This window comes from Bradyrhizobium sp. USDA 4454 (genome assembly GCF_054822705.1).
Map to the genome: position 1 here is coordinate 7,909,066 of NZ_JBTRCN010000001.1, position 14,493 is coordinate 7,923,558.

A 14,493-nucleotide genomic window follows, 5' to 3' on the forward strand; every position below is an offset into this window, starting at 1 on the left:
GCGAGCTAGTGGGTGGCGGCGCGCCAGACGAAGCGGCCGTCGGCGGCCTCATTGGTCCAAAGCGGGATCGCGCGTGCGACGATCGAACTGACGGGCAGTGAGCCGAAATAGCGGCCGTCCAGGCTGTCCGGGACGGTCGGGTTCATGAGGAAGACCTCACCCGGCTGAAGAGTGGTGCAACCGCTCCAATGCGGCAGCGGTCGGCCGAGATGGTCGTGATCGTGTGCGGTACCGACATCGACCGCGTCGACCGTGATGGCATCGCCGGACCGGCATACGGTCTGTCCCGGCAGCGCCATCACATGCTTGAGCAACGGCACTCCTTTCGGCAGAAAGCCGCCATCGGCGAGGAAGTTCGCGATCGGCTCCGGGAGCTGCACCAGGACCAGCTCGAGGGCATGCAGCCGTCCTGCCGGATGCAGCGTGTAGAGCCCTGTCGGCGTGCTTGCGGTGGCGTTCCAAACCAGCCTCGGCGCGGGATGAAAAAACACCAAGCCACCGGCAGCGAGCACGGCAATATACGTCACCACGACATAGCCAAATCGGGTCATGGCGTGACGCTCCGGCGCTTGAGCCACGCGACATGCTGCTCGCGCGTGTAGGCGCGCGGCACGTGGTCGGCGGCGAGACGGTTGTGGAGATGCCGCCAGTAATCGGGCGCGGCATCGGCCGGATTGATGGCGAGCGCCTCGATGGCATCGATCGCCTGCAACACGAGCTCGACCTTCGGCCAGCTATCGACGCGCAGCAGGATCTCTCCGCCGGGCCGGACGAATGGCAGCGTCTGATAGCGCTGGCCCGCCTCCACGGCGCGCACGATGTCCATCCGCGAGACCACGGTGCCATAGTCGTTCGATGCCCAGCAAACGAAGCCGAAGATGCTGCCAGGCGCAAAACTTGAAACACTGCGGCGGCGATCGAGAATCTTTTCCTCCGTGCGACGGCCGAAGCGCAGCCAATGCTCGATCCTCTTCTCGATCCAGGTCAGCTCGACATGGGTGAGCGCAACGCTCCGCCGATGCGAGGGCGGCACGGCGCGCGGCGGCAAGGCCTCATTGTCGTTCATGACGGCTCTCCGGTCTCAGTGGGAATTCTCGCGCCAGCAATTCGCGCAGCATGTCGGCGACGGTGACGCCGCGTTGGAATGCGGCGACCTTGATGCGGCCGCGCAGCGCCGGCGAGACGTCGATTGTCAGGCGCGCGGTCAATGCTGCTGTGTTATCTGTGCGACGCCGCGACGCATCGCTGGCCTTGACCCAGCCTTCGGCATCGCCAGGTCGCGACGCGAAGCCGCGCTTGGAGGAGCGCCCGCTCATGGCGCGAGCCTCGCGACTTCGGCGCCGAGCGCGGTTATCTCGCCGGATGCGGTGCTCTGCTCCGCAAACTCGAAGACGAGCCGACCCGACTGCGCGGCGTCGGCGAAGACGACACGCTGTCCGATCGTGGTGGCGAGCACTGGCGGATCGTGATCGGCGAGCGTCTCCGCTGTCGCGCGGGCGATGCCTGTGCGCGTATCGCAGCGATTGAGCACGAAGCGAGCGGCGAGCTTCGGATGGTAGATGCGAGCCTCGCGCAGCAAAGCCAGCATCTCCGCCGACGCCCAGCCGTCGAATGGCGACGGCTGCACAGGAATCAGCACCAGGTCAGCGGCCAGCAGCGCCGATCGTATCAATCGGGCGACGCGCGGCGGCCCGTCAATGACGACATGATCGGCAGTGCGCGCGATCTCAGGCGCCTCGCGATGGAGTGTATCCCGCGCGAGGCCAATGACGCCGAATAGCGGCGAGACGTTCTCCCGCGCCCGCTGCTGCGACCAGTCCAATGCCGAGCCTTGGGGGTCGGCATCGAGCAGCGTTACACGCTTTCCGCGGAGCGCCCATTCGCCGGCGAGGTGTAGCGCGAGCGTCGTCTTGCCGACTCCGCCTTTCTGGTTGAGCAGTGCGACAATCATCGCTTGCTTCCCGTCTTGTGATCGAGAAGCGGCAGCGATTGTTGGCTTGGGGGCGTATTTGACGACGGCTCAGCGCTCGCGTCGGCGTTATCCGCATGACGCACGAGCCCACTACAACAGTTAGATTCCAGGTTAGACTCTAAGTTAGATTCTAATGTATGCGTGCGAAGTCCCGATGGGGCTGCGTGCGAAGTCCCGACAAGGATTGCGTGCGAAGTCCCGAGCTCGTCCACAGCGCCATCCACAGGGGCGGTGGACAACTTCGCCGGCAGAATGCGCAGCAGCTCACGGCGGCCCTCGCGTTCGACGTACAAGCTGTAGCCGGGGAGTGGTTGGCGTGCGGCGATAAGCCGGATCTGCCGCGCGAAATCGGAGGCTCGCACCAGGCTGCCGGATTTCTTGTGGAGGTGCGCGATCTCAAACAGCCATCCTCGTGGCTGTCGTCCGGCATGCTTGCGCGCGACGCGGTAGAGCCAGCGCTCGATCCCGCCGGTCAGGCGGAAGTAGGCCGGATCGATTGCAAGGACGAGGGAGCGATCGATGACGCCGCGGTAGAACCAGTCGGGGAGGACAAATTCCATGCCTTCCACGCGACCGTCGCGCCTTGCGCATTCCTCCCATTCATTGATCCAGGAGAATTGGTGGCGTCGCCAATGCTCGCCCTGCCGGATGGTGGTGCGGATGACGGTTGCCTGCAGACGGGCCAGTGCCCCCTTCAAGAGCTTGTAGTCTCGCGCCCCGGTCTGTCGGCCGACCGCGATCAGAAGCTGGTAGGGCGTGAAGCGCAGGAAGCGCGAGGTCTTCAGACCAAGGTTCTCGGCCTCGACAATCTGGCTCGCCGCCCAAATCAGCACGTCGGCGTCCCAAATGGTCGCCATACCGTGCTCAGGGACTGCATGGACTTCGACGCGTACATCGCCGGCCTGGTAGAGGATCGGCCGGGTACGCCTCGCCTTGGCAAGCGAGAAGAATGGCCGCTCCATCAGGTCGCGCTGATCGCGCGGGCTGGCGTCACCAGTGGCGACAACGAACGGATCGAGCTTGCTTCGCTCGCTGGGCGTGATGAGGCGTCGCGTCAGCATGGCGAGCGTTGCCTTAGCGATGCGCGTGGCCGGCTGCGCGGGCCTCGACGTAGCGAGGATCCGAGGTCGAGCTGCAAGCAGCCTGATCTGCCCAGGCTTCTAGATCGCCAACGGCGTAGACAACGCGGCCTCCGAGCTTGCGGAACGTCGGGCCGTTGCCATGGCAGCGGTATTTCTCAAGGGTGCGCGGCGAGAGGCCAAGGAGGCGCGCCGCCTCAGGGGTGCGCACGTAGCGCGTGGTGAGCTGCGCGGTCCGGTCGAGCATGGGAGATCTCCGTCTTGCCTCGAAGCGCCGCGGCCAAGTCGCGGCTTGTCGGGGCCAGAGTGGCGGAGAGTTCAGGCGTTGGGGGTGGACGAAAATATTTGCAGATGCGTGTCCCCCCTACGGGCGTAACCAGGCGAACCGAGGCGTTACCAGCGGAGCGCGGGTGAGCGTCATCACGGCGGATTGCGTGGAGGGATCGAGGGGCCTGTCAGAGGCCGCGCAGGAGTTTCAGGTAGCCCCGCTCGACCAAGGCGGTCGAATCATGGATGAGGCGGTTCGCCGCACGGCGGGCATGCGAATCTTTCCACTCAACCGAACGACGCTGGGCGTGGTCGGAAGCGAGCACCTCTGCTGCCACGTCTCGGGGGCTGCCCCCAGATTCATGAACGTCGAAGGCGTGAAGCAGCTGAATCAATCGCCGCTTCTTGAAGGGCGTCAGCCGCAGAGCCGCTGGAAGAAGGCCCAGACGGTGGTCACCAAGATGGCGCACGAAGTATAGCGCGACGTCGAGCCGCAGCTCGGCCATGCTGTCAAGCGGCAGAAGCACGGCAGGACGTCGCGCGGCCTGTTCGTCTTGCAAACGAACATGAAGCTCACCCGATCCGTCCGCAATCACCAGCTCGCGACCGTCAGCATCCGTCCGCTCGACGAGCGGCAGTCCGAATGCATTGCGATCGATCGAATGGATGGTTTTGAAGCCCGATGGCGCGGGTTCGAGGATTACGGTTCCAGGTGATGCCTCGGGCAGCCATATGGTTGGTTCGGGCCCAACCGGGGAAGCTGGGTCATGAGCGAAATCGCAACCCCCAACGACGTGCGAGGCTGGAACGGACGGTCTCTGGATCAACGCCGTCGCGCGCGATCTGGCGCTGTGTGCGGGCGAAATCGCGGCGGTACTCAGCGTTGCGGCGCAGGAACTCAAGCGCGAAGCCCGGGCGCTCGAGCCGCTTCAGGCGCTCAATCGTCTCCGGCGAGCGCCAATACTGTGTGGGCATGGTGTGTCCTCCTGCGTTTTCTTGTTCTGTCCTCCCGAAGGAGGGACACACCACGATCAGGAAAGACGGTCCGGCAAACTAGACCCATAGGTTGCATCACCGACGACCACAATTTGTGTGACGGTCGCCTCCCGGTCACTGCATTCGCGGGTCCAACAGATGCCGATATCCGGCTTCCGTCATCCATCGGGCGCGCGCGAGATGGCTCTCGTGGACGATTTTGGCACGCTCGGGTTCTCGGGCAGGATCGAGACCGAAGATCACCTGCACGACCTCACGCCAGTCGGCGCCCTCTTCTTCAGCCATTAATAATTGAACATAGATCGCGAGATGTTGCTCGTCGTAGGCGTTTACACGGTCGGTCTGTGGCGGCTGTTCCTGGAATGGCGCTTCGGTCATTGCGATCGTCCCCCTCAGGATCGAAACAACCTTAGACATTCACTTGCCGTGGAACTTGGCAAGCCGCGAAATGTCACACGATTAGCTGCGCGATGCGGAGACCGCATCGCGGTGGTCCCCGGAAACGGCTAACAGGCCCCGGACAGAGCCTATGAATAACATCGCGCTGTACGAATCGGAACGATCGTTCCTGGAACGATCGTTCCGATGTGAGTTCCCTTGTCGCTATGGATCTCAAGGAGATCATGGCGATCAATCTGCGTCGGATCCGTCATGTGAAGAAGATGTCGCAGGAAGAATTGGCCGATAGCGCCGGACTAAGCGTCCGTTACATCGGCTCAATCGAACGCGCAGACGTGTCGGCCAGCGTGACGGTGCTGGGTCGGATCGCGAAGGCGCTGGGCGTCGAAGCAACCGACCTGATTAAGCGGACGACGGTTCATTCTACTCACGGTCGATGACAGGTACGTTTATGCCAGGCCGCGGCACCGGCGCGCTGGAAATCACCTAAACGTGGTAGATGATCGGCTTTGGGCGTAGATCTGCTCTGGCCCGACGGTTGTTGCTCTGTTCGAAGGACCGAAGGGTAACGGTTGGCAGAGCGGAGCCTGCGCTATGACGACGCTATACGAGCACTTGCCAGACGACATCCGCGAAGTGGTGGATGCCTACGTTGCGGAACTCAGGCCCCAACCTTGGCCAATTCGCTTCCGCGCACTAGTTGATCTGCTCCAAGAAAAGTTGGACACCAACGCCGAGTCGGACCGCTGGCGTCTGATACAAGAATGGACCGGCATCATGACGGCGACGTTGGAGCATTTGCCGCCCCACAGTTCGGTCGTCGAATGCCTGGGGCTGATGAGCATAAGCTTCAACGACCAATGGCGCGCTCAGGCGCTCGGCCAGATCGACCGAGACCCTACGGTGATAGACCGCCTCATCGCAATCTGTCCCGACTGGGATGACATCGTCGATAGCGTGGCGGAGGCCCATCAAAGACGGCCGATCAAACCGGCACGCGGGCGCTAACCGCCATCTGTTACGCCCTCTGCTTGCTGCGGCACGGCCGACGAGGTGCCTTCGCGATTCTCGAGCGCGGTGATGCCCCGCCCGGACCAGGCCGGGCGAGGCATTGTGGCTCGGGTCAGTCGCCGCTGCGACGGCTGGGGCGGGACCAGATCAGGCTGAAGCCCTCGCCTTCCTCGTCGGCGAAGAGGTTGGCGAAGATCGGAGCAGTGAAGCTCGGATCGTCGAGCTTGAGACCCAGATAATCGCGGCCCTCGTTGGAGCGCTTGGACCAGCCGGCCCCGATCTCGACTCGGCCGACATAGACGCGGTGGCTCGGTGCGTTGTCGCCGGAGCGGTTGGTTTCGGGGACGATCCGGACGTTCCTGGCCTGGAGCGAGAGGGTGACGATCTCGCCGGTGAGCTCGTTGTTGCCGGTCTTCTTGAAGGTGCCGATGGTCGCCATGGTAGTTCTCCTTGATCTCTGTTTTCCGAGCCCGCACCTTGCGGCCTCGATGGTGATCGACAGGCCGGAGGCGATCGACGGCGCACCCCGAAGGGGCCTGACAGCAAAGGAGCAACTTTCTTGGCTCGCGCGAGGAATGACGGCGCAGCCGGCAGGGGAAGAAAGCTGTGACGCCGCTGTTGCGCCTTAGGCGGTCGAGGCGTCAGCCGTCCTTCGGGCAGATCAATCCATCGAAGAGGCCGTTGATGCGCTCGATCCGAACAGAGCTGAAATCAAGAGAACATGGCGATCCTGGCGTCCCGCAAAGACCGGCCAGCGAGTTCGACGGAGATTGGCTCTCGGCCGCGTGCCGACGACGGATCTAAGCCTCCGTGACCACACTCGAGCAATACGCCCGACGAGTCGAGTTGTCGGCCGTATTGTGATCCGCCGCTATTTGGTCGATCGCTCACGACATTGCCACGTATCTGCCTCACTGCGACAATCTGTCGAGCCGCGACGCTTGCACTGCCTGAGCGTCACCTCAAAGACGAGGACGACGAGCGCTCCGGCTGCGTGATCAACCTCACTCGACGTGACGTTATCAGCCCATCGCCAAGCTTTACCCGGCGGCTTCGGGCGCGGTCACGCGCCGGCCTCCTCTGCATGGACAAATCCAACCACAGCATGGCGCCTCAGATAATGGGGCCGCCAAGCGAGCGATCACCGTGCCGAAACAGGCAATTCCCTGTGGCCTGCGCACGTGCGCATTCTGTCAGATTACAAGCGCGCTCCATGTCTGAAACCCGTCTCCGACTGTTTTCGAAAGCCACATTGCGTCCAAAAAGACGTGGACGTGTCCCTTCTACAGTGCTGGCCCAAATCCTGCACCGCCTCTCCGCGCCAAGAAGTTTTGGGGCGGCATCAAGATGGGAGTCGCGTTTGGGCCTCAAACTGTCAATCGATAATGCGGTCGCCACACCGGAGGCCGCCTGCCTTCGCCACGGTGGGCGAACGAAAGACGCTCCTGCTTGCCACGGTCTCGCGCGGCATCGGTCATGCCACCGGAAACCTGCTTTCAGAAAGGGCCGACGTATCTTCACTTGCGCGCGGCAGCCTTCGGTGGCGGGCGATGTCGGTGGGATTTGGAGACAGACAACCATGTCCACGTAAATCTGGGCATTCGTCGGAAGGTGCGCGCGCCACGGCCAAGGTCGCGAAACGGCTTGCTGGCGAAACCGTTTTTCAGCACCGCCATTGCCTACCGCGTTAAGGCTGACGGCTGCTTGCTCGCTCTGAAGCGAGGCGTCAATACATGATCGATGAACTGGATCTGCGAACCTTCACGCCACATCCGCAACGCGACGCCGTGCTCGGCGAAGTGCACGCGCGCCCTTTCACGCGCCTTGTTTCGCCCTCAGCGTGATCCACTTCGCTTTTCTTGCACAGGGCGAGGCAGCCACAAGCGATCGTTGCCGTTTTATCGATTTTTGTCTCGAGCGCAATCTTCCGCCGCCTGAGCAATCGGCGAAACTTCATCAGATTGTCATCGGGCCCGCTACGCTACGCTGGGAGCAGCATTCGGAATTTACAACATTCACCTGGATCTGGACTAACGTGAATTGTTCTGCCGCAGACCAATTTGACAAAGTTGAGGGTACCGTCCGATCGCTGATCCGCGCGTTGCGTCAGACCGGACAGTTGCTGGTCGCAATCAGGCTAGAAGTGGAGCAGGACACCTCGCCGATCAAGCGGGCCGAACAGATTTTTGACAAGAACAGCCTGGCCATGGTTGCCACAAAGAGCGGCTTAGGCGTTGCCGCCTCAGACTTCCGCGTAGACGAAAAAGGCTTCACAAAAATCCTCGTCAGCGACCTCGGGTTGACGTCGCACGATCTCGGAGCGCTGGTGCAACGGCTCCTGGAAATCGAGACCTACCGTCCATTGGCGCTGCTTGGCCTGTCGGCGGCCCTTGAGCTTGCACCATCTGTTGATCGCATCGACCGCCGTCTTGTTGAGGCGCTCGAGAAGATGCAAAGCGGTGAGGGGCTGCAGTTCAACAACCATCTGCTTGCCGAGCTGACGGCGCTGGCCGCATCCTTCGAGAGAGGCGCGACCGGCAGCCTGTTTCGCTTCGGCGCCAGCAGGGCCTATAACGAGCTGGTCCAATCGCGACTGTCCATCATTGAAGGCAACGATGTCTCGGGCTATCCAACCTGGTCGTCGTTTCTGGCACGCCGCATGGCGCCGGCGATGCGAACCTGCGCGACTGTGGAGGATCGCCAGGCGACTCTGTCGGTCAAGCTCGCGCGTGCCGCCGATCTGTTGCGAACTCGGGTCGACGTCGAAATCGAACGACAGAACCGTGACCTGTTGCAGGCCATCAACGAGCGCGCGAGACAGCAACTTCGGCTGCAGTGCACGGTCGAAGGATTGTCGGTCGGGGCGATAGGATATTATGTGGTCAGCCTGTTTAGCTATCTTGCCAAGGGCGCGCATGATGTCGGACTGCGAGTAGAGCCCTCGTTCCTGACCGCAGCCTTCGTGCCAATCGCGGTCGGCGTCATCTGGCTGGTGAGTTACAATGTCCGAAAGCGACACCTCAAGCACGACGACGCGCCCTCGGTTACTTGCGACTAAAGCTCCTTGAGGGAATCGGTGCGTCCGTCCTGCGAAGCTCGCATGGTCGTGGTGCGACGCTGCCGCAAGTTCGCGGCCGGCTCCCGCGCAAGGTAATGCCCCGCCCGGGCCAGGCCGGGCGAGGCATTGTGGCTCGGGTCAGTCGCCGCTGCGACGGCTGGGGCGGGACCAGATCAGGCTGAAGCCCTCGCCTTCCTCGTCGGCGAAGAGGTTGGCGAAGATCGGAGCAGTGAAGCTCGGATCGTCGAGCTTGAGACCCAGATAATCGCGGCCCTCGTTGGAGCGCTTGGACCAGCCGGCCCCGATCTCGACTCGGCCGACATAGACGCGGTGGCTCGGTGCGTTGTCGCCGGAGCGGTTGGTTTCGGGGACGATCCGGACGTTCCTGGCCTGGAGCGAGAGGGTGACGATCTCGCCGGTGAGCTCGTTGTTGCCGGTCTTCTTGAAGGTGCCGATGGTCGCCATGGTAGTTCTCCTTGATCTCGGTTTCCGAGCCCGCACCTTGCGGCCTCGATGGTGATCGACAGGCCGGAGGCGATCGACGGCGCACACCGAAGGGGCCGAAGCGCCAGCGAAGGATGGCAGCCGGGCGACTTTGTTGTTTCGCGAGGAATGACGGCGCAGCCGGCAAGGGAAGAAAGTCGATCGGCGCCATTGCGCCATAGGCGGTCGAGGCTTTAGCCGCCCTTCGGCCAGATCCACCGATCGGAGAGGCCGTTCGGTGCGAAAAAGCAGACATCAAGGGGAACATGGCGACGGTCGCGATGCCTTCGGCTACCGGCGAGAGATTCCACGGCGAGTGAAACTCTCTATTCGAGAAGGACGGAAATGGTCACCACAATGACTGCTCGCCAAGGCGCCCGTCGTCCCGGACTTGTTGGCCGCGTTGTGCCGAGTTTCGCCGTGGCGCCTGCCATTGCACCGACGGGCGCATCAAGATGGACCTTTGCGTGCGATCCGAGCTTCACCGTGCTCATCAGCCCCACCGCAGCCGTGGCGTGAGACGCATATCGCGAAGCCTAGCCCCTAATCTGGCCCTACGACCGCCCCTTTGGGGGCTGTCAGCCACACGCCCTGCCCTGCTTCGGTTGACTCCGGCGTTGTCATCGCCGTGAAGCGGACGAACGCTGTGATGCTGACGGCAATGGCGCCGATTATCGAGAAGATCGGCTGCGCAGTCGCAGATGGCACCGCCATTTGCGCGATCCCGTGGTGGCGCTCTATCCAGCGACCGTGGCCGGCGCGACTACGCGCGCAGGTTATCGCTCATGAGCGATCACCCACGCAGGGCGGTCATAACTGGCGAACTTAGGATTCGCACGACTAGTCGGACGACATCCTGGATCAAGTCGGTTCCGTCACCTGCAGGTTCTTGTAGTTGACCAACGGAGCGTTCTCGGGGCCAAATCGCATTCACCCCCTTGTGCCAGCCGCGAGGACTCCAACCACGACTGCGAGAAGGAGTGCTGAGGCCAAGTCTCCATTAGACGCAATCAGCCGCTGGCTGGAATCACAAGACTTAGACACCCAACTTGGGGGCGTTGCATTCGCGACATCTCAATTTTGAAGGACAGTGACGTTCTCGCGCTTGTCGGACTGGAGCAGCTCGAAACTCTTCAGCGATGGTCGACCGCACCAGAATTGGAGCCGCGGGCCGCCGCGGGTCCTGCTCTGACCTTCCGAGTCGCCTTCGAGTCCTTTCGCCGAGGCAGAATTACAGGCGTCCGATGGAACGAACCGAAGATGGAGCGCAGGGCTCTGGAACAGGCTAAGCGCGACGGGAAGCTTGCGACTTGCGCGCAACGCTCAAGGGAAGCTCCAGTTTTTACCAGCCAGGGAGGAGATCTGGTATCGTGTTGCGAAGTCCCGGAACGGATCGGCGGCAACTTATCTAACACGCGGGCTCTCACTATTGGAGCGCCGCCGAGATGGGATCTGAGGTCATTTCAGTAGCGACTGTTCTCTATTGGTGTCCGGTCGCTGCATCGTAGATACGGGCTTGGGCGCCTTTTAACTCCATCTCGATCGGGGGAGCCCAGGGCGGAACGGAGCCTTGTTCGATTGTGGAATCCTAAATAAAGGCGAAGATATCGCGCTGGGTTTTCAGATTGGCAATGATGACGACAGAGTATGGAAGAAGCTCCACTAGGTACAGACGCCAGGATGTCCCGGAAAATCGAATACAATACTGATGCGCTTGGCAGCACGTTTGAGCGCTTGACGCGAATTGACGCCCTCGCCCGTAGGGGCGACTCTAATGCTGAATCTCTCAAGATTGATGCCAAGATGTTCGAGCGCTCAATAATAAGGTCATTGCAAGATTTCGGAGACCGACTGGTAACCAATCTTTCGTCAAAGGCAGTGAATCGCGTCCTGCGGAACGACCGCCTGGGAGAGATTGGCCCCGCGGCGCTGATTTGCGAAGTCATGACCGAAAAATCAATCCGAAAAGGCTTCATCAGTGAGGCGGGCCGATATGAGCGATCCTGCCAAATCTCTCATGCAATTAAACAAAGTGGCGAGGTCGAGTTCGCGATCCTGCTCCTCCCATTTCGCACATCTACGCCTTTGAAGAATCGTGGAACGCTTCCCGACATGGGCGAGTTTTATACGCTGATATCGCTCTACAGTTTGTCACGTGCGTGCCACGTCGCGCAGAAAAAAATGGCCACGCTGATCGAAGACGTTGCCAAACGGGTCGGAGATGGCGCCCGAGAATGCGCTCAACCCACTGCGACGGACGAGAAATGCGGCATAAAGCATCTTTTTGAAGCAGCTATACAGGAATGTGAGAAGCGCATCAAAAACCCAACGGAATGCGCGGCGACTCGAAAGCTCCTAAGGAAGGGCGCAGCCAATCCTCCGAGGCTTCAAGTAAACGATAAGCCCACTTTTGTTCGTCTACTGGTCGAGCTTGCGGCATCGTCCATTCCAATACGTAGTTGGTTCGCGTTTAAAGACGCCCCAATCGTACCAGTGCGAATCCTTGCATGTCGTGATGCTGGGCGCTACCCCTGTTTTGACACGGTTTCATTGGAACAAATCGCTAACTACCGCGCAGTCCTATCTGATGCTGTAGAGGCATTCTCCATTGATCAACGATTCTTCCGTCTTATTGATTACGCCGAGATTAAGAAGAGCGTGCAAGGCACGCCTGGTCACAAACAGGCCATGCATTACTTCGCCAAACGCAAAGCTGGCTTCCTATCTGATGTAGAGAGAATTCTACCTACTATATGGTCCACCCGCGGACGCGATGAGATGCGCAAAGAACTATCCGAGATTGATCCGGAAGGTGTGTTAACGCCTCTCTTCGAGCCAATTTTATTTTCTCTCGAACATTCTTGTGTATCTGATATTGCGCGCCAAACCGGGTTGAGCGAGCAGCGGCTCTATGTCCAAGCCATGCAGACAATATACTTGCCTCAGGATGATGAGAAGGTTGAGCGACTGCGTCGGCAGTTAATCGACGCATCCTTGCGGGGAGCCGCTCTATATTGCGCGGCATATGAGGCCAACACAGGTTCGAAGAATCCGGTGGGCTTCGATGATGTCGCTGCGGTGTTTCCGAATGCGCTGCGTATGTCGATTCACCAAAAACCGGAATCTGTTGGTCACTTTACCGTTCATGTGAGTCCAACGAGGAACCGTACTCCTTGGCACGGCACGGCCAGCCTTACGAGCGGCCGAACCCCAGATGAAATCTGTATCGGAATTGATTTGGCAGAGCACCTCGAATCAACCGGTGCACGCAGTGTGGTCGTATGTGGAAATGAGGACGGCTTGCTTGCTCGCCACATCCGCGCCAAGCAGCCTGTCGTTTACCTATCTCCAACGATCTCCGTATCTGACACTCAAGCCCTCGTTGAGCTCTTAGAGGGCAAGCCCCTTGTTACGAATGGCTGACAAGATGAATTTGAAGTGAATCCGGGACTTGGACCAGCGGCTTAGACGGTGCGGATGCGGCATTTTTCCCGCTCGGCTGTCGTAGCAGATGGAGCGCGCGCCGTCTGAGACGAACAAAATCGCTTTCGGTCACAAGCTCACCGTACCGCGGTCGCGCAAATGTCTTGGATCGCCCGTCCCGGCCTCGCGCTCATAACGATGATCCGATCGGCCAGAAACGAGGCTTCCTCGATATCATGAGTGACGAACACCATCGTCGTCAAAATTTTGGTCGAGACATCGAACCGCATCTCTTGCATCAGACTAAGGTCTGGGCATCGAGCGCGTCGAACGGCTCGTCCATCAGCAGAACCCGCGGCTGATTTATGAGTACCGGCGCGGTCTCGACTCGCTGCTGCATGTCACCGGAGAGCTGAGAGGGATAGAAGTTTTCAAAACCCTCAAGGCCACGCGCTTCAAGATTTCGTCCGCGGCACGGTACCGCTCGGCCTTGCCGATGCCGCGCATATCTTCGGCTGGAAGGCGACATTGTCGCCGATCCGTTTCCAGGGAAATAGGGCGTGCTATTGAAAAACGATTCCCGATCCGGGCTCGGACCGAGGATCGGCCGATCGTCCACAGTCGCCTTGCCAGCGCGCCGAGTAAGGTCGATTTGCCGCAGCCGGACGGACCGAGAATGCAGACCACCTCAGCCGTGGCGATCGTGGAATTGAGATCGCAAACCGTCTCACACGCAGCCCTTGCCCTCTCCAAGAGAGATGGAGAGTGCGTTAACGGCCAGCGCGGCCCATCCCGAGCAGACCGATGACCAACATGCGGACGATGATATCGGCGTAGTTCTGCAGCGTAACGGTGGCCGCCCTGGAGCAGCAACTGGGATATATTCCATTCCAAAAGTCCCGACGGAAGCGGAGAATCCTGCCTAGCTCAGGGAATGCCGAGGTTCAAACCCGCAGTTCGCCATCCCGTCTAGCTAGCGCCACGCATTTCAATAAGCCGGTCGAAACCCAACTCCGTGCTCTCGCGCCGAGCATTGCGTGAAGCAGGAGCCGCGACTTATCCGAGAGGAAGATTTTCTGCCGCTTGTTTGCCGGGGTTCGTCATCAATTCATAGCTGACCTTCGTACACTCAGTGAGCGAGGCGTAGCTTTTCCCATGTTCACTTCCAATGATTTACGTCCAGGTAGAGGATTCCAGCTGCGCCCAAATTGATCTTGTGTTTTTCAAGTAGGTCTCTCAATACGGAACTTATCGTTCCGAGCCGCGACGCATTGCTCCATGGAAAGCGGCGCGCTACTGATCAGATTGGATATTCACCAATATCTCTCCGGCGACGATCTCGGGGTCTCCAAGATTGAGGTCATGCAGACTCGCTTGAACGAACTCCAAGATCTTTTTGTTCGCTGCATTGGCGCTTTCGCGATCCTCGAATATCATCACAGCGAGACCGACGCCTTCACCGCCATCCAGCACATAGTACGATCTGAATCCATGCGACTCCCTTAGGATCTGCCCGATGCCGCTTTTCGCGCGGCGGGCGGCATCCGCAACCGAACGAACCTTGGTGTACTTGCGAATGACCATGTACATTGGAGCACCACGCGTCTCATTTCCACCCTACACATCAAAGCATATTAGGTCGGCGCAGAGCTAGGTCCTAGTTCCATGACCGAGCATACTGCGGCTTGGCTATGTAAAAGCAAACATGACGGCGCCCACATCCTTAAAGACGGCCTGTCACATCTTTCGTTCATCTTCTGCGGAAGTTTTGATTGGTCCGATAGATAGAAGCGCCTGCCTGGCGT

17 protein-coding genes and 1 pseudogene are annotated in these 14,493 nt (G+C 60.3%); 4 read left to right on the forward strand and 14 right to left on the reverse strand.

Going from position 1 to position 14,493, the window contains the following annotated elements; translation table 11 throughout:
* Nucleotides 1–5: 5 nt before the first annotated feature.
* The 9 genes from ACVIW0_RS36815 to ACVIW0_RS36855 form a co-directional block, all read right to left on the reverse strand.
* Nucleotides 6–551 (reverse strand): S26 family signal peptidase, encoded by a 546-nt coding sequence (locus ACVIW0_RS36815; RefSeq protein ID WP_461346206.1) that lies wholly within the window; start codon nt 549–551, stop codon nt 6–8.
* A complete protein-coding gene (locus ACVIW0_RS36820) occupies nt 548–1,066 on the reverse strand; it encodes a DUF2840 domain-containing protein (protein ID WP_461346205.1) in 519 nt (172 codons plus the stop codon). Before ACVIW0_RS36820 ends, ACVIW0_RS36815 begins: the two co-directional genes overlap by 4 nt.
* A complete protein-coding gene (locus ACVIW0_RS36825; RefSeq protein WP_456854660.1) occupies nt 1,053–1,316 on the reverse strand; it encodes a ribbon-helix-helix protein in 264 nt (87 codons plus the stop codon). The genes ACVIW0_RS36820 and ACVIW0_RS36825 overlap by 14 nt, the downstream gene beginning before the upstream one ends.
* The gene (gene parA / locus ACVIW0_RS36830; protein WP_456779635.1) at nt 1,313–1,951 is read right to left on the reverse strand and encodes a ParA family partition ATPase; all 639 of its coding nucleotides are present in this window, start codon (nt 1,949–1,951) and stop codon (nt 1,313–1,315) included. The genes ACVIW0_RS36825 and parA overlap by 4 nt, the downstream gene beginning before the upstream one ends.
* Complete coding sequence (locus tag ACVIW0_RS36835; protein ID WP_461346204.1) at nt 1,948–3,033, reverse strand: replication initiator protein A; 1,086 nt, start codon at nt 3,031–3,033, stop codon at nt 1,948–1,950. The genes parA and ACVIW0_RS36835 overlap by 4 nt, the downstream gene beginning before the upstream one ends.
* Nucleotides 3,034–3,046: 13 nt before the next feature.
* A complete protein-coding gene (locus ACVIW0_RS36840; protein ID WP_253639140.1) occupies nt 3,047–3,298 on the reverse strand; it encodes a helix-turn-helix transcriptional regulator in 252 nt (83 codons plus the stop codon).
* A gap of 208 nt (nt 3,299–3,506) precedes the next feature.
* Nucleotides 3,507–4,145 carry a DUF2285 domain-containing protein gene (locus ACVIW0_RS36845; protein WP_456854656.1) on the reverse strand — a complete coding sequence of 213 codons (639 nt, stop codon included), beginning with the start codon at nt 4,143–4,145 and terminating at the stop codon, nt 3,507–3,509.
* Nucleotides 4,084–4,293, reverse strand: a complete 210-nt coding sequence (locus tag ACVIW0_RS36850) for a transcriptional regulator domain-containing protein (RefSeq protein WP_456854655.1) — start codon at nt 4,291–4,293, stop codon at nt 4,084–4,086. Before ACVIW0_RS36850 ends, ACVIW0_RS36845 begins: the two co-directional genes overlap by 62 nt.
* A gap of 135 nt (nt 4,294–4,428) precedes the next feature.
* The gene (locus ACVIW0_RS36855; protein WP_456854654.1) at nt 4,429–4,692 is read right to left on the reverse strand and encodes a DNA -binding domain-containing protein; all 264 of its coding nucleotides are present in this window, start codon (nt 4,690–4,692) and stop codon (nt 4,429–4,431) included.
* A gap of 227 nt (nt 4,693–4,919) precedes the next feature.
* Here ACVIW0_RS36855 and ACVIW0_RS36860 point away from each other — a divergent pair, with 227 nt between their 5' ends.
* Nucleotides 4,920–5,153 (forward strand): helix-turn-helix domain-containing protein, encoded by a 234-nt coding sequence (locus ACVIW0_RS36860; RefSeq protein WP_456854653.1) that lies wholly within the window; start codon nt 4,920–4,922, stop codon nt 5,151–5,153.
* 154 nt (nt 5,154–5,307) lie between these two features.
* Nucleotides 5,308–5,721: a hypothetical protein gene (locus ACVIW0_RS36865; RefSeq protein WP_461346203.1), complete on the forward strand. Its 414-nt coding sequence runs from the start codon at nt 5,308–5,310 to the stop codon at nt 5,719–5,721.
* Nucleotides 5,722–5,836: 115 nt separating this feature from the next.
* Here the strand turns inward: ACVIW0_RS36865 and ACVIW0_RS36870 are convergent, their stop codons facing one another.
* Nucleotides 5,837–6,163, reverse strand: a complete 327-nt coding sequence (locus ACVIW0_RS36870; RefSeq protein ID WP_461346202.1) for a DUF736 domain-containing protein — start codon at nt 6,161–6,163, stop codon at nt 5,837–5,839.
* Between the two features lie 1,294 nt (nt 6,164–7,457).
* Between ACVIW0_RS36870 and ACVIW0_RS36875 the strand changes: the two are divergent.
* Nucleotides 7,458–8,782: pseudogene (locus ACVIW0_RS36875) on the forward strand (DUF3422 family protein).
* Nucleotides 8,783–8,920: 138 nt separating this feature from the next.
* On the opposite strand, the gene ACVIW0_RS36880 reads toward ACVIW0_RS36875, so the two are convergent.
* Nucleotides 8,921–9,247, reverse strand: coding sequence for a DUF736 domain-containing protein (locus ACVIW0_RS36880; RefSeq protein ID WP_461346202.1), 327 nt, complete (start codon nt 9,245–9,247; stop codon nt 8,921–8,923).
* A gap of 1,698 nt (nt 9,248–10,945) precedes the next feature.
* On the opposite strand from ACVIW0_RS36880, the gene ACVIW0_RS36885 reads away from it, so the two are divergent.
* On the forward strand, nt 10,946–12,688 hold the full coding sequence (locus ACVIW0_RS36885; protein WP_461356703.1) for a hypothetical protein: 1,743 nt from the start codon (nt 10,946–10,948) through the stop codon (nt 12,686–12,688).
* Between the two features lie 298 nt (nt 12,689–12,986).
* Here ACVIW0_RS36885 and ACVIW0_RS36890 read toward each other — a convergent pair whose 3' ends face one another.
* From ACVIW0_RS36890 to ACVIW0_RS36900, 3 genes are all read right to left on the reverse strand, one after another.
* A complete protein-coding gene (locus tag ACVIW0_RS36890; protein WP_461356704.1) occupies nt 12,987–13,088 on the reverse strand; it encodes a hypothetical protein in 102 nt (33 codons plus the stop codon).
* Nucleotides 13,052–13,375, reverse strand: a complete 324-nt coding sequence (locus tag ACVIW0_RS36895) for a P-loop NTPase family protein (protein ID WP_461356705.1) — start codon at nt 13,373–13,375, stop codon at nt 13,052–13,054. Before ACVIW0_RS36895 ends, ACVIW0_RS36890 begins: the two co-directional genes overlap by 37 nt.
* Nucleotides 13,376–13,981: 606 nt before the next feature.
* On the reverse strand, nt 13,982–14,278 hold the full coding sequence (locus ACVIW0_RS36900; RefSeq protein ID WP_461356706.1) for a hypothetical protein: 297 nt from the start codon (nt 14,276–14,278) through the stop codon (nt 13,982–13,984).
* Nucleotides 14,279–14,493 lie beyond the last annotated feature (215 nt).